The 14,401-nt window shown below is 59.5% G+C and carries 13 protein-coding genes; 4 read left to right on the top strand and 9 right to left on the bottom strand.

The genetic code is table 11. The features are described 5' to 3' along the window. Positions 1 to 45: 45 nt before the first annotated feature. The 9 genes from VB144_10265 to VB144_10225 all read right to left on the bottom strand — a co-directional run bounded on the left by VB144_10265 (position 46) and on the right by VB144_10225 (position 10,180). On the bottom strand, positions 46 to 327 hold the full coding sequence (locus VB144_10265; GenBank protein MEA4884016.1) for a DUF6504 family protein: 282 nt from the start codon (positions 325 to 327) through the stop codon (positions 46 to 48). 289 nt (positions 328 to 616) lie between these two features. Then, positions 617 to 1,750, bottom strand: coding sequence for a hypothetical protein (locus VB144_10260; protein ID MEA4884015.1), 1,134 nt, complete (start codon positions 1,748 to 1,750; stop codon positions 617 to 619). Positions 1,751 to 1,814: 64 nt separating this feature from the next. Further along, complete coding sequence (locus VB144_10255) at positions 1,815 to 4,217, bottom strand: SNF2-related protein (protein ID MEA4884014.1); 2,403 nt, start codon at positions 4,215 to 4,217, stop codon at positions 1,815 to 1,817. Positions 4,218 to 4,381: 164 nt separating this feature from the next. Continuing rightward, positions 4,382 to 6,310, bottom strand: coding sequence for an ABC transporter permease (locus VB144_10250; protein MEA4884013.1), 1,929 nt, complete (start codon positions 6,308 to 6,310; stop codon positions 4,382 to 4,384). After that, positions 6,285 to 7,067, bottom strand: coding sequence for an ABC transporter ATP-binding protein (locus VB144_10245; protein ID MEA4884012.1), 783 nt, complete (start codon positions 7,065 to 7,067; stop codon positions 6,285 to 6,287). The genes VB144_10250 and VB144_10245 overlap by 26 nt, the downstream gene beginning before the upstream one ends. A 143-nt stretch (positions 7,068 to 7,210) precedes the next feature. Then, entirely contained in the window at positions 7,211 to 8,356 is a 1,146-nt protein-coding gene (locus tag VB144_10240) for a sensor histidine kinase (protein MEA4884011.1), read from the bottom strand. Then, positions 8,353 to 9,102 carry a response regulator transcription factor gene (locus VB144_10235; GenBank protein MEA4884010.1) on the bottom strand — a complete coding sequence of 250 codons (750 nt, stop codon included), beginning with the start codon at positions 9,100 to 9,102 and terminating at the stop codon, positions 8,353 to 8,355. Before VB144_10235 ends, VB144_10240 begins: the two co-directional genes overlap by 4 nt. A gap of 161 nt (positions 9,103 to 9,263) precedes the next feature. After that, a complete protein-coding gene (locus tag VB144_10230; protein ID MEA4884009.1) occupies positions 9,264 to 9,467 on the bottom strand; it encodes a helix-turn-helix transcriptional regulator in 204 nt (67 codons plus the stop codon). Positions 9,468 to 9,646: 179 nt separating this feature from the next. Further along, positions 9,647 to 10,180, bottom strand: a complete 534-nt coding sequence (locus VB144_10225; protein ID MEA4884008.1) for a hypothetical protein — start codon at positions 10,178 to 10,180, stop codon at positions 9,647 to 9,649. Between the two features lie 1,195 nt (positions 10,181 to 11,375). Between VB144_10225 and VB144_10220 the strand changes: the two genes are divergently transcribed. The 4 genes from VB144_10220 to VB144_10205 all read left to right on the top strand — a co-directional run bounded on the left by VB144_10220 (position 11,376) and on the right by VB144_10205 (position 14,384). Next, positions 11,376 to 12,104 (top strand): DUF421 domain-containing protein, encoded by a 729-nt coding sequence (locus VB144_10220; GenBank protein MEA4884007.1) that lies wholly within the window; start codon positions 11,376 to 11,378, stop codon positions 12,102 to 12,104. A gap of 28 nt (positions 12,105 to 12,132) precedes the next feature. Continuing rightward, positions 12,133 to 12,507: a hypothetical protein gene (locus VB144_10215; GenBank protein MEA4884006.1), complete on the top strand. Its 375-nt coding sequence runs from the start codon at positions 12,133 to 12,135 to the stop codon at positions 12,505 to 12,507. Positions 12,508 to 13,164: 657 nt separating this feature from the next. Beyond that, a complete protein-coding gene (locus VB144_10210; GenBank protein MEA4884005.1) occupies positions 13,165 to 13,944 on the top strand; it encodes an SDR family NAD(P)-dependent oxidoreductase in 780 nt (259 codons plus the stop codon). Positions 13,945 to 14,036: 92 nt separating this feature from the next. Next, a complete protein-coding gene (locus tag VB144_10205; GenBank protein ID MEA4884004.1) occupies positions 14,037 to 14,384 on the top strand; it encodes a hypothetical protein in 348 nt (115 codons plus the stop codon). The last annotated feature ends 17 nt before the right edge of the window (positions 14,385 to 14,401 follow it).

Genomic DNA, 14,401 nt, shown 5'->3' with positions numbered 1-14,401 from the left:
GACGGCATGGCCAGAGGGCAACGAAAGCCTGTTTGGCGACTGCACTCAATCCACTTGCCTGTACACATGCCATTCGCGTTGTCCGCTGCCCCTGTCGAGGTATAACTCATATGTACGCCCATCATGGCAAAGGACTCTGTAGTAATTGCGGTGGCGCCTGGTTCTCCAGGTTCTCGCGGACGGGTGGGCGCCGCCGAAACCGAAGTCCTGCCATTCGGCCAGGATCTCCACCACTCTGATGACCGTCTCGTCCCACGAGAATGCTGTCGGCGTAGTTCCTCCCGCGGAACACTCAACTCTGGCGGGCTTCCCGATGAAACGAGGCATCTTTCCACTCCATTGGCCCAGCTAGAATGCCGCTCACCCAATGCGGACGCTGGGCTTCAATCAGATTATTCGCGAACTGAACTGAATTCCCTTCGCCTGCGGATTGGCACATGCACCTCTTGGGCATTTCAGCCCGGATTGCAGTAACAGCTTCGTCAGCGGCAAATGCATATCAATGCCATAATACAGCTATGACAGTATTGCGGTGTGGCGAAGGCCACTCGTCCCGACGCCGACGCTGATGCGGTTCTGGACACTCTGGCTCGCGGCGCTGATCAATCCCTTCAGCCTAGACCACATGCTTTGGGCATACGAACTGGCCCTCGAGATGCTCGGGGGCGTCGGCCATGGCGGATGCGGGGAACACGACTGCGCTTCTAGCGTGGCAGATGGGGCAGGCGATGGGCTCTACGCTGCTTGAGGCCAAGTTGTAGAAGACGTCTTGGTGCAGGGTTTCGCGCATATGTTGCACTTGCAGGCGCGCTCTGACCTTGGGCATGATCCGCACGGCAGCGCTGTCGAGGCGGGCGGAGGCGTACACGTGGTATCTTTCGATGAGGTCCATGGAGCGGCGTTCCTTCTCGGCCAGCGTAGCCTGGATCTTTGCGGCGAGGCGCTCACGGCGGTCCCCGTCCGTCGTTGTTTCCTCCCGCGATTTCAGCTGTTCGATGGTCTCATGGTAGTAGCGGAGCAGTTTAGCCAGTTCTTGCCGGCAGTAGAGCGCAGCCTGACGTTGATAGCTAATGTACTGAGGGAGCGCGCTCTCCGCCAGAATTCCCTCTGCCACCGTGGCTGCTTCGGAATATGGATGAACGATCACCTGCGGGCACGACAGCTCTTGGGAATCGGCAGCATCGGCGTTGTCGGCGCGCCCCGTGCCTGCATCGGCGAAGTACACTTTGGTTTGGCCGTCTAGAAGGCCGGTGTCGTCGCCCAGCGTGTGGCGGTCCACTGCTATCATTACGTCATCGGTGAGCTTCTCGTCGGACACGTACGAGAGGACGAAGTTGAACACCACCTGTTGGTGGTGTTCAACGGCGGTCGACTCCAGGGCCGGGCGGCGGCATTTCTCAAACACGACACTGTCCTGTATCCACTGCATCAGGTTGGGGGGCACCCTCATCGAGGTTGGCGGCAAGGCTGCGCGGAGGCGAAGCGCGCGACCGGTGTCGAGCCCCATTCCGACCAGCTTGTCGAGGATCGCGCTTCCATACGTTACGTATTCGGCGCCCTGTGTCTCGTCTGCGGCGTCGCGGCTGAGCGCTACGGTGAAGAACTCGGGAAGACCGGCGCGCGTTGCCGCACCTTCCGGCAGGGCGAGATCAAGTACATCGTCATCTACCGCGTCAGCGACGCCGCCGGCGGCTGCGGCCAGATCTATGAGGTAAGCTTTGAGATCGGTAGTCACGGGTTCAGCTGCCATTGCGTTCTCGCACCACCCAAACCCCAATTACTCCGCGTCCGAAGATCTATGCGGCGCCGACGTTCTACGGCTCCTGTTCTGTACCCAGGTCAGTTCCGAAAAGCCTGTCTTCGTAGTCCCGGGTCTTCTGGTATTCCGCCTTGGCCTGAGCCAGGCGGTCGCCCAGCGCACGCATGCCGTCTGCCGCCTCAGCTTCGGATGCGGCGCCAGCCCAGATGTCCATCACCGTGTCCTCGAAGTCCTCTTCGTCCTGGATATTGCCGAGGATCATGTCGAGTTCGCCTATGACCAGCTCGAACATGTTGATCTTGGCGTCCAGAACGTCCAAGATGTGTGACTCAAGCGTTCCATCGACTGACAGGTTGAACACGTAGACCTCTTTCTCCTGGCCTATCCTGTGAATGCGTCCTATGCGCTGCTCGATCCGCATTGGGTTCCACGGGAGGTCGTAGTTGACCATCACGTTGCAGAACTGCATGTTGCGGCCTTCGCCGCCAGTTTCCGTCGATAGCAGGACCTGGCTTTCGCCACGGAAGGCCTCTATGGCGCGGTCGCGCTCACGCCTAGACATATCGCCCGAGAAGACCGCGTGCGATATGCCATTGTCTCGCATCGCGCGGGCGAGCATACCCAGTGTGGCCCGGTAGCCGGTGAACACCAGCACCTTCGTGTGGGCCTGCTTGATCAGCGAGATCAGGGCCTCGGCCTTGGCCGAGGAGCGCATGGATACTCCGACATCTGCCAGGTCCTCAAGGTGCTCGGCCGCCTCGGCCCGGCCGCGGGATCTGAGTGTGTCGGCCAGCCGGTCGAGTGTGGGCGCTGCAGCCAGCATGCTGGAGCCGGCCTCCTTCTGGAGCGTCTTGAGCGCCAGGCGCAGTTGCTCGTGGGCTTGGGACGAATGCATGCCCCTGAATAGGCCGCGGACTTCGTCGGTGATGCGGGCGTAGAGACTGGCTTCGTCTGGGTCCGGGGCGATTCGGACCGTCTCTGCGCGCCTTCGCGGCAGTTCTACCCCACACGTCTCGCGCCTGTTGCGTATCATGATGTCGCGCATGAGGTCTCTGAGGTCTGCCGCGTTCCTGGGTTTCAGCCTGTCGCCGCGAGTGATGTAATTGCGGGAGAACTCGGACGCCGTTTCGAGCTGGCCTGGACGGACCAGGGTTATCATGTTGAACAGCTCGGAGAGGTCGTTCTGCACGGGCGTTGCCGTCAGGAGCAGTATGTACTTTTTCTGGACGCTATTGACGAGTTTCCACGTCAGCGTGTTCTTGTTCCTGCAGCGGTGCGCCTCGTCTACGATGATCATGTCAAATGGCGTAGAGACGATTCGTGAGAAGTGCGGCTCACGCTTAGCGGTATCGATGGACGCGATGATCCGATCTTCTGACGCCCACGGATCAGGCTGTGAGACGAACGCTGGGTCGTCGGATGCTACGAAACCCAGACCAAACTTGGACTCGAGTTCGCCGCGCCACTGGGAGATCAGAGGCGGAGGACACAACACCAGCACACGCCGTACCAGTCCGCGCATTATATACTCCATCAGGATGAGTCCGGCCTCGATGGTCTTGCCCAGACCGACTTCGTCGGCCAGGATTGCTCGCCCGCGCATCCTCTGCAGCACCTGGCAGACCACGCCCACCTGGTACTCAAAGGGTACGATTCCTCGAACGGCGTCCAGCGACAGGAGCTGGTCGAAGCCAGGGCTCATGGAGAGTTGCAGCGATTTGCCATGCACTCGCGACTGAGCGATCGTATCAAACGCGCCGGATTCAAGCAGCGCGACAAGCGCCTTCACCGACGGGTTGTCTAGCGTGATAGGCGAGCCGGGTGACGAGATTAGCCGCGTGTCCACCAATTTCCAGGCTTCTGCATCGAAGTCGGGCGGCGCCGGATCGGATGCTGACGCCGGTTCGTAAGGCGACTCGGGCGCTGACGCCGGCTCGGTCGAGGCTGGATGCGACTCGGGTGCTGACGCCGGCTCGGGCCCTGACGGCTGCCCGGACGATGGCGCAGGGGCGCGCCGCGGCGCCGCGGCTTTTCCCACTCTCGTGCTGCTTCTTGAATGCCGAGCGGTGGACGAATCCCGGAAGTCAGCGCGTCCGCCAGATCTCGACGTGCTTCTTTCCTCAAGTTCGTTCCACCATATCCACGCTTCACGCGCCAGGACAATCACGAATATGCCGGAGACGTTGCGAACTGCGCACAGCAGGAACCATTCCTCACCAGCGGCGAAGAGTGTCGTATCCCCGATGAGCGATTTGAGCTTTGGACAACGTATGACGCGTTCCGACCAGTGGGCGATGGCCGGTACGGGCTCGCTGTTAGGCGTGGCGATCCCCATCCGGATCACCTTGGGCTTGCGGGACAGGGCTTGGGCCACTTCGCCATCCAGCGGGATCGTGCCGTTTTCGAGCATGTCGCGCGTAAGAAGAAACCTGGCTATTGGAAATATGGTCTCGTCCACCATTCAGCCTCCTCCGACGAGGATCAGCCTCGGAGCCCAGGACTGCTTGTTCAGCGACGAGGCGATGAAGCAGATAGCTGTAACCACTATTCTACCAGAACGGTCGGCATCTGGCCATTGTAGCCCAGCCCGACTATTGGCAATGAAACATGGGCCTCACCTACTTACTTCACAGCCGGGGCCAGTTCCTGGAGGTAGGCGCCCCGCGCGAGCAGGAAATAGACTGTCTGCAGGGCAAGGAAGATCCCGGCGGCGGCCGCGCCATACTTCCAGACTTCTATGGGCATCATCGGCGTAACGGTCGAGAACGAACGCAGCGCGACCATCTGGTGCACGAACGCGACGACCCAGGGAGCGAAGAACAGCACGGCCATCTCCCGGGTCACGATTCCACGGATTTCTCGCCACGAGAGGCCGATCCGACGGAGGGCGACGTACCTTGCCTGGTCTTCTTGGATCTCTAGGAAGAACCTGAAGTACAGCATCGACCCTGCCGCCAGGAAGAAGAGGAACGCCACGAACATCGCGACGAGCATTAGCATGTTGAGTGATGCCATCATCTGCGAGTATTCCTTGACGCGGGACGCGTATGCCATTGGATATCCCTGCGGGAACGCTTCCATTGCGGCCTGTTCCGCCTTCCTGGCTCGTTTCCAATTGGACAGTTCGCAGCTGAACCAGGTTTCCTGGCATTTTGCGGGCAGATCCCGCATGAGCTCGGCAAACCGGCCGTTGTCGCACACCAGGAGGAATGCCGCATCTCCCATTCCGCTGACGAGCGGCGCCGAAATTGCCCCGTCTGTTACGAACGCCAGGTCGGTTGCCCCTGCTATGGCGTGGACAATCTGCCCCGCGTCATCGGGGCGCGTGCGGCTTTCCGGGTTCCGGAGTATGCGCACGACATGCCCATAGTTCAGATGGGCCTCAAGCATTCCCGTCTCGCGCGCCCATCGGTTGTAGTCGTCCGCCGGCACGATGAGCCCTGGGGCCTTCTTGGATATGTCGGGAACTTCAACCTGTATTGCCGACATGATCGCCGAGTCTGTGATCACCGCTCCGGCCGCGACCAGGCGGTCTCTGAAGTGTTGGGCAATGCGCACTGAGTCGTGAGTAGCCGGCAGAACGAACGAGACGGCTCTAGCGTAGCGATTTTTCGCATCCTCCGCCGGGCCCGTGCCGAGAGTGTAGATCACCCCTGAAGCGGTTAGCACCACTGCGCTTAAGATGGCCACTTGCGCGAGGATGCGCGCGTTGTCCTTCATCTTGAAGACCAAGTCGGAAATGGTGAGCAGGTTGGTCTGCTTGTAGTAGACTGACTTGCGCCGCTGGAGACGGCGGAGCACGGCCACGCTGGCCTGTGTGAAGAGGATATGAGTCCCAACGCACACAATGGCTGTTACCGGCAGGAAGGCCACAACTACCCCTACTTCCGAGACTGTCCATGCCACGGCGTATCCTGATGCTAGGAATGCGATGCCAAGCGCCACGAGGCGCCGGGAGTAGACGGGCGGTGTCTTTGGCTTGGCGGGGGCCTTTACGAGCTGTATGACCTGGCTCGTGTTGATCGAGACGATATTGAGCGCGCTGATCACGACGAACAATGCCAGGTAGGTGAAGGTTGTGGTCAATATCGGGCCAAATTGGATCACAAACGGGAGCGGCTCGGGGGACATCAGGATCCTATCGATCGCCATCACGAATAGCCTGACGAACAATCCGCCTAAGCCGAGCCCGGCTGCTATGGACGTGATCCCCACGATTATGCTCTCGCCGAACAGAAGCAGGCTCAACTGCCGGCGTTGTGCGCCCAGCAGAGCGAGCACGCCCAGTTCCCGCTTGCGCGACTTCACAAACGCGGAATTCGAATAGAGGGTGAAGAAGATTGAGAACGCTATGATCAGATACTGGCATACTTGAAGTCCGGAGGCAACGCTACGGGCGCCGGGATAGTGGCCTTCGACCACCGCCGGCAGGGCCCGAAATGCAGCAAAGAGGTAGAACACCACGACGGCGAAGACGCTGCTGGCGAGGAAGCCGAAGTAGGTGCGCCGGTTCTCCCGAACGTTCCTATACGCGAGACGCAGCAACGTCATTGAACTCACCTCCCAGTACGCTCAAAGAGTCCAGAACCTTCTGGAAGAAGGCCTGGCGACCGTCGGCGCCCCGCCTGAGTTCCGAGAAAACCTTGCCGTCTTTGATGAACACGATCCTCCGGCAGAAACTCGCCACGAACGGGTCATGCGTGACCACCAGGATCGTGGCGCCGTCCTTTTCGTTGAGGTCCCGGAAGGCCTGCATGACCCCGTGAGACGACTTGGAGTCGAGATTGCCGGTGGGCTCGTCGGCGAGCAAGATCGCGGGCCTTGGAACTATGGCCCGTCCGATAGCCGCACGCTGCTGTTCACCGCCGGATATCTCGTAGGTGCGCTTGTCCAGTATGTGGCTGATGCCCAGGCGGACTGCGACCTGTTCAACCCGGCGGTCGATGTCGTCGGCGCGCACGTTATCCAGAGCCAGCGGGAGCGCGATGTTCTCGCGAACCGAAAGCGTATTGAGTAGGTTGAAGTCCTGGAACACGAATCCGAGCTGGCGGCGGCGGAAGAGCGCCAGCTGATCGCCGCGAAGCTTCCCGGGGGATGTGCCGTTCACCTCTACAGTCCCGGACGTGGGCGCATCGATGGTCGCCAGCACGTTGAGCAGAGTCGTCTTGCCGCTTCCGGATGGTCCCATGACCCCGACGAACTCGCCCGCGTCTACCTCCATGCTCAGACCGTTCAGGGCACGAGTGGTCGCCGCGCCCTTGGGCGAGCCGTATACCTTCGTGAGAGCGTGTGCGGTGAGGACCGCCATCTTCAGAGTCCCTCCTTGCGTGTTGCATGTTGAGGTTTCGATTATGAGTATACAGGGCTGGCTCGAATGTCTCCATTTGGCAGGCTTACGAGAAGGCCGGTGCAGCCTTACATTGTCGCAAGGTTGGGATTGCACGGCTGCGGCTACACAGTCGCGGTTATGCCGTGTGTGACGGAGGTTGTGGAGAATGTGACGCTCATGGCGGCGCCCTGCCCCGGCTGGGACTGGGCGGTGACGGTGTGGCCGAGATCGGCGCATATCCTTCGGACTAGGAAGAGGCCCATGCCGGTTGACTCGGGCACGACGCGCCCATTTTCGCCGGTGAAGAAGGGGTCGAAGATCCTCGGAAGATCCTGCGCGGGGATTCCGATGCCGTGATCACGAACTGTCAGCGTCACAGCCGGCGGGAGCATGGCGATCCGGGCACGAGCATCGATCGGGGGCTCATCGATCAGAATTTGAACTCGCCTGCCGCTTTCGGGGACGCAATCGTCAATCGCAGCTACATGCCGGTTTACCCGAGTGTACTTAATCGCATTTGACACGAGCTGATCGACGACGAATGTGATCCACTTTTCGTCTGTCTCCACGATGGAGTTGGGGGCATGGCACTCGACAACCGGGTAGATGGAGTACCTGATGAATTCCTTTCTGTGCTTGTTCACCACGTTGCGCGCGACTTCAGTCAGGTCTACCTGCTCGGGCAGGAGGTCCAGGGAGAACCGCTCCTGCCGGGCCATGCCCAGCATCGTTTCGAGGGCGTGGGCGATCTTCTCATTCTCCTCCTGAATGCTGTCGAGAAGCGTCAGGGCTTCATCCACAGACCAGACCTCCCTCGACTGCTGGACGAGGAGGTCTATAACTGAGACCGGGGTCTTCATGGCGTGGACCCATCGGTTAGTGAAATCGATGTGCATCTGCGACTGCTCCTCGCGCCTCAGGATCTCTGCGGTGTGGGACGTGTAGGCTGCATTTGCCAGCTGTGATAGGACACGCTGTTCGGCGGTGCTGGCGATAGGGAGGGATGGCACGTGGGCCAGGGGGTCGGGCCCGGCTGCGATCGCCCGGGCGCGGCGGAAGAATGCGTGCTGCCGAGAGTAGTCGATGGCCAGAGCGACGATGAGCGCTGCTGTGTGGAGCACCACGATGTACGCTGCCGAACCGGGGGTGAGCCCGCGTTCGCCTGTCCGAAGCAGGTCCAACTGGATGACGGCGATGCCCAGCGCCCCTGCGAGCAGGTGGAAGATGATGAATGTGGCTCGGCTCCCCAGGTAATCGAGGATACTCATACGGATCCCTCGTTCCCGCCCTCGCATCGGCCGGGGCTATAATGCCCAGCGTTCCATGCAGGTGCGAGTTTGTATCCCTTGCCGCGGATGGTTCCGATGGCGTCAGTCACGCCAATCGTCTGGAGCTTGTGCCTCACTCGCGTGACGTTCACAGTGAGGGTGTTGTCGTCTACGAACTCCACATCGTCCCAGAGGGCTTCGAGTAGGCGGTCGCGGGGAACGATTTGCCCCAATCGGCGCGCCAGCAGGTCCAGCAATCGGAACTCTTTGGGCGTTAGGAACACCTGCGCACCTTGCCACTCCACCACGCTCTTGCCGCGATACAGATAGAGTCCTTCGATTTCGTATACATCTGGGTCGGACTCGGCCTGAGCGGAGTATTCGCCGTAAGCTCGCCTGAGCGCGGCGCGAACCTTGGCTATCACGACATCAATGGAGAGTGGTTTGGTGATATAGTCGTCGCCGCCGTTATCGAGAGCGAGGACTTGATCCATGTCGCCTGAGCGGGCGGAGATGAAGATCACCGGCGCGTTCGATACGGTACGTATCTGCCGGCACCAGTAGAAGCCGTCCATATAAGGAAGGTTGATGTCTAGGAGCACTAGGCAGGGGCAGATGGCAAGGAACTCCGATTTGATGTCGCGGAAGCTTGACGGCCTGACGGGCTCGTAACCATGCCTCTCTAGATAGCTCGAGAGGATGTCGGCAATCTTGTCATCGTCTTCGACTATCATGATCCTGTGCATCGGCGTCCCCCCTGTGCATCTGCATACATCATAGCACAAGGCGAGTTCTCAGCTTCGGACCCGGAACCGCTCAGGTCACAAGAACCCCAAAACCTCCGGGAAACTGACTTTGTCCCCGATAGGAAGGCAAGGTTGGTGCGACAGGCACGGACCGTTGCATGCTAACGACAAACGCCTGCTGCAAGCGGTATGTTCAAGGCCCCAGACAGCTTCTCAAGGGCTGTTGCCGTTGGTCGTCTGCGATTACTCGTTTCGATTTTGGATACGTTCGTATTGTCCAGGCCGGATACCTCGGCGAGCCTGCGCTGACTCCAACCCCTCTTTTCCCGTTCGCGCCGGACCAACTCCCCAATCCGTGATGCCACTGTAACCCCTCCTTTCAGATCGCCTGATGACATCATACTGAATAATCAGCATATCATCCAGTACATCGTCAACCATCTGCAAGACACAGATTGACTAGGAACGGTGAACAGTGCAGAAGGATGTCAATGCGGTGAAAGGAGGCTCATAAGCGGGTTGACACTCTGCTTGACGAGATTCCCTAATGGCAAGAGGTCACGGTGCGGTCGCCATCGTGCGGGTCATGGCAAGTAGTCATGGGCAAGCAGGGTTCTGATTCTGCCGCTTGTCTGTATCCCGTATTCAGCATCCTTGGGCGTTCAACCGCTCGTTTTTCAAGGAAATCGAACGCTCCGTGGGGCCGTAACATAGACGGACGGCGACACTCCCAGGGCGCGGAACATCTTGTCCGGGAACAGCTTTGATTCCGAAAGAGTCCGAGCGCCATCAGCCACATGCACTGGCTCATTGAGGCGCTTATGAACTGTTCGACCAGCTCCTCAATTGCTCGCCTGTTCCAGATCTTGTCCGATTCATTGCCGTCCATAGCCTCGCCGACGAGGGGTATGCCTTCTGCGTTCACCACATCGAACTCAACGTCTTCTCGAAGAGCTGCCCTCATTGCTGCAGCTCCGAGTACCTTCTTAGGGCCAGTCTCGAGGATTCTGTCCCGAGTAAGCCCAGGCGCCGAATCGTTGAAGTCCTCTACTCTGTGCATGGAGCATTGCCTTGGCATCGCGGAGGGCAACATCCCGCCCGTCGCCCATTCGCCCGCCGCTCACAGACGCGGAAACGAATCTGCGGTTCCTGAGATTCCGGTCTCGCAGGCGGTCAATGCCGACCAAACCGACATCGTCGCGTGCTGAATGCCACTCAATTCGACATTGACCACGGGGTTAGTGTCCATTTCGTCGACACTAACGATCCGGCTCCCGCTGTCGAGATTCACGTGAACTGCATCGCGCACCCGACTCATCACTGAAAACGCGTACACCTGCGAGTCAGCTGCGCCATATTATGCCATGCGGTTCGCCGCGAAAGCTCCCCGTCGGGGATTCTGCCGGAGCTGACGTTCGGAGGCCCTCGATGCTGGATTCATCGACATTGCGGGCGCTTCAACGTCGATTCCATCGACATTGAGCTCGTCTTACTGCTGGATTCGTCGACACTATCGCTTCAGGGCTCGGTGGCGCTGGTCGCGCCGGTCGCGCCTCATCAGGCAGCGAGGGCGCGCAACACTTCACACGCCTCTGGCCTGGCAGTCTGACAACCTCGCAGCAACGCCCGCGGAGATCACGACGAAGCGAGCCACACGACGACTGCAAACCCAAGCACTCTCCGGATGCCCGAGCGCGTTTCCGTGAGGTTTCCCGCCGAGGTGTACGGATCTGACCCAGACTATCTCGCAGGGTGGCCGAAATCAGATCAGCTCGGCTCATTCTCACGCTGGATCGTGCGAATGGGGGGGTATATGGCGGCTCGAGTTGGCTCAAGTTGGCCACAGTAGACGCGAATATGACAAAATCTAGGTGAAATGAGATTGCTGGGAGCGCTTTTTGGGCGTTGCAGGGCCCAAAATCCCCCGTAGGCATGTGCTGTGGCGGTCAACCCGGGTCATAAGCGCCCATCTCCCGCAAAAGCCTGGTCACTCCGCGTCCAGCTTGCACCTGGATACCGTGTTGGGTATGCGACGCGCGCGAATCCGGGAGGAAACTGGGACTCTGTGTTCGAGTGGAAGAACTTCCGTCCCGATCCCGTCAAGGGCGCCGAAGATGGGCTGTATCACATTCAGGTTTGGCGCTTCCCATGCCGTAATCGAGTGCGGACAGCGTGGTGACAGGGCTTTCCGGGAAGCATACTGAGGCGAGGCGTTGTGCGGCGATTGGGCTGTTCCCAGAACTGAACGGTTGCATGAAGGTGGGAATCCGGCTTTGAGCGAGACACTCGTGGTGATCGTCCGGGCTGTGATCGGGTTCTTCACACTGTTGATCTACACCCGTGTGCTCGGGAAGCAACAGATCAGCCAGCTCACATACTTCGACTACATCCTTGGCATTACCATCGGGTCGATTGCCGCGGCGCTCACGACTGACCTGACCGTTACGGCCTGGCCGCACTGGGTAGGGTTGACTGTATGGACAACCGCCGGGCTTGCAATGCAGTGGGTCACGCTCAAATGGAGATTCGCGTCGAAGTACATGGATGGCGAGCCCACAGTGGTGATCATGAACGGCAAGATCATGGAGGGCGCCATGCGCAAGGCGCGCTACCGTGCATCAGATCTCATGGAGCAACTGCGAGTGAAAGACACATTTGACCTCGGGGAGGTTGAATTCGCCATCCTCGAAACCAACGGAACGCTGTCGGTGCTCAAGAAATCCCAGTTCCACCCTGTCACACGGAGCGACATGAACCTGCCATCGCAATACCAGGGGATCAGTACAGAGCTGGTGTACAACGGCGTGGTGGTGGACCAGAATCTGGAGCAGGTGCACCTTGACCGTGCGTGGCTCGCGACTGAGCTGAGAAGGAAGGGAGTATCCGACGCATCGGAAGTGTTTCTGGCTACGCTAGATACATCGGGCAGTCTATATGTGGACACATTCCGGGACCACGTGGCAAGCCCGGTAGACACAGGCGACTTCCCAGGGCCATACTAGCCAATCTGTGATGCGGGAGGTTACGAGCGTGGGGAGGCGCGTTCTTCTGGCAGCCATTCCAGTAACGCTGATCGCGTTCTTCGTCGCAGTGATGCTGTCGGCAGGTATTCTGAAGCGTCCCACCGGAACTGCGGACGATGTGGAGGCATGGCTCTCACAGGTTGAGGAGCGCGTGATTGCCGAGAGGTGGGACGATGCACTTGAGGGCGCGGAGAGGCTTGCGAGCGCATGGCGCAAGGTGGCTGGGCGAATCCAATTCAGCGCCGAGCGCCTCGATATGCTCGACTTTCGTACGGCGATAGCTCGGGCAACGGGGTCCATCAAGGTGCGCGATGGAGCAGGCGTTGTAGTGGAGCTTGCTGAAGCAAGAGCACTGTGGGCTAGAATCGGAGGTCGCTACTGAGTTCACAAGAGCATTCACGACGAACTGCAGGATCCGAGTGGAAAAATACGTATGCCCCTGACGATATGATATTGCTTGCCACAAAGCGGCAACAGGGAATCAGCACGAGAAACAAGATGGGCGCAGGGAGTACATTCTCTGGACGTTTCGTCGAAGGGCTGGAGGTTCTGTGGAACGTGGCCAGCCCGCCTTATGGAGAGAAATCTATCGCCGCGGATGTGTTGTTGGTAGAGACAGATGCGAGGGGCGGCTCTCACGGCGCGGTAGCATTGCCTGCGTATGTTCGCCAGATGAGAGAAGGGGAAGCTGTTTCCAAGGCGAATGTCACTATCATTGGGGAATCCGGGTCCGCGTGCCTGATTGACGGACGGTACGGCATAGGTCGGGTCGTGTCGGTAAAAGCCACGCGAAAATTGATTGAGCTGGCCCGTGAATACGGAGGATCAATCGTTTCGTACGGAACAGCAATCACTTCGGAGCAGGCGCCTACTACGCCTAAGGCGCGGGTGAGTTCACTCTGGACTTGTCCATATGAGTTGGTCCGGAACGCGAGTCTCTGAATATGCCGCGGTGAAGAGGGTTCTTCGGCCGTATGGGTGATGCGTGCTGTATCGACGTCTTGGTGGTCGTTACAAGACAACTGAGGGGGGACCTGCAATGAGGCTCGAGAACAGAGTGGCGATCGTAACCGGTGGAGGCCGAGGCATCGGCAGAGTCATATCACTCGGACTCGCGCGCGAGGGAGCCGACATCGTGATAGCCAATAGGTCGAAGGATGGCAGCGAGAAAGTGGCGGTGGAAGTCCGGGCGCTTGGAAGGCGGGCGGTTCCTCTTACCTGTGACGTAGCCGACGAGCAATCCGTGACCGCGATGGTACAAGCAGCCCTGAGTTCTCTTGGGAAAGTGGACATCCTCGTGAACAACGTGGGATTGCGCGGCCCCATCGCCAATGTCGTCGACATGGATCTGCGCGGCTGGAACGAAACAATCGCTGCGAACTTGACCGGTACGATGATCTGCAGCCGCGCGGTTTTGAGGAATATGATCCCCAGGCGGACAGGCTCGATCATCAGCATCTCATCGGATCTTGGCAGGCAGGGTTGTCCCACGCGATCCCCATACGTCTGCACCAAGTGGGCCCAGATTGCCTTGACTCAGACCCTGGCTCGCGAAGTTGCTGAGTACAAGATCCGGGTGAACTGCGTGTGTCCTGGCACCGTCGAAGGCGAGCGCATCGACAACCTGGTGGAGGTCGAGTCCAAACGGTTAGGCATATCGCCTGATGCATACCGTAAGGGACTGGAGGCCGCGGCAGCGATGAACCGGCTGGTTACCGCTGAAGAGGTGGCTGCAGCTGTCATCTTCTTGGCAAGCGACGAGGCCAGCGCGATAACAGGGCAGTCTCTGAACGTGTGTGCAGGCGCCGTCTTCAACTAAGCGAATATGACGCAACTGTACATGGTAGCGTCAGGGCCTACACCGGGAAGCATTATGGTCTCTTGAACTACTGCAGTCGGGGGTGAGATAGGGTGCATCAGCTGAGTCTTGCGCGAATCGCCTTTGCCGTTGCTGCGGCTTGGGCCGCATGGTGGACGCTCTTTGGCCTCGTTTCTGGAATCGGCGAGGGTCTTGGTCTGGTAGGGACGGTCATGCACACCGTGCCCGGCCTCGTCTTCATGGCCGCTGCTGCCGTCGGGTGGAAGTGGAACATAGCTGGAGGCGTCGTCTTGGCGGCTGTGGGGCTTGGAGCACTCTCCTTTTTTGGCTATCTGCCATCGCGAATCCTGGAGCCTGCAGGGCTCCTTATAGGACTGCCTCCCGTGGTATCCGGCGTCATGTTCATCGTTGCTGGCCGTCGGGTGAACCGCGGCAGTTGAGTGCGGATATCATGGCG

It is taken from the genome of Clostridia bacterium (assembly GCA_034926675.1).
Lineage (GTDB): Bacteria > Bacillota > DTU025 > DTU025 > DTU025 > JAYFQW01.
Note: the sequence above shows the minus strand (reverse complement) of the source record. Positions and strands in the feature narration are given on the sequence as shown.

What these genes read in the sequence shown, in the direction of transcription:
- VB144_10265 (MEA4884016.1), bottom strand. Translation starts at nt 327, where the DNA reads ATGCCTCGTTTCATCGGGAAGCCCGCCAGAGTTGAGTGTTCCGCGGGA.
- VB144_10260 (MEA4884015.1), bottom strand. Translation starts at nt 1,750, where the DNA reads ATGGCAGCTGAACCCGTGACTACCGATCTCAAAGCTTACCTCATAGAT.
- VB144_10250 (MEA4884013.1), bottom strand. Translation starts at nt 6,310, where the DNA reads ATGACGTTGCTGCGTCTCGCGTATAGGAACGTTCGGGAGAACCGGCGC.
- VB144_10245 (MEA4884012.1), bottom strand. Translation starts at nt 7,067, where the DNA reads ATGGCGGTCCTCACCGCACACGCTCTCACGAAGGTATACGGCTCGCCC.
- VB144_10240 (MEA4884011.1), bottom strand. Translation starts at nt 8,356, where the DNA reads ATGAGTATCCTCGATTACCTGGGGAGCCGAGCCACATTCATCATCTTC.
- VB144_10235 (MEA4884010.1), bottom strand. Translation starts at nt 9,102, where the DNA reads ATGCACAGGATCATGATAGTCGAAGACGATGACAAGATTGCCGACATC.
- VB144_10225 (MEA4884008.1), bottom strand. Translation starts at nt 10,180, where the DNA reads ATGCCAAGGCAATGCTCCATGCACAGAGTAGAGGACTTCAACGATTCG.
- VB144_10210 (MEA4884005.1), top strand. Translation starts at nt 13,165, where the DNA reads ATGAGGCTCGAGAACAGAGTGGCGATCGTAACCGGTGGAGGCCGAGGC.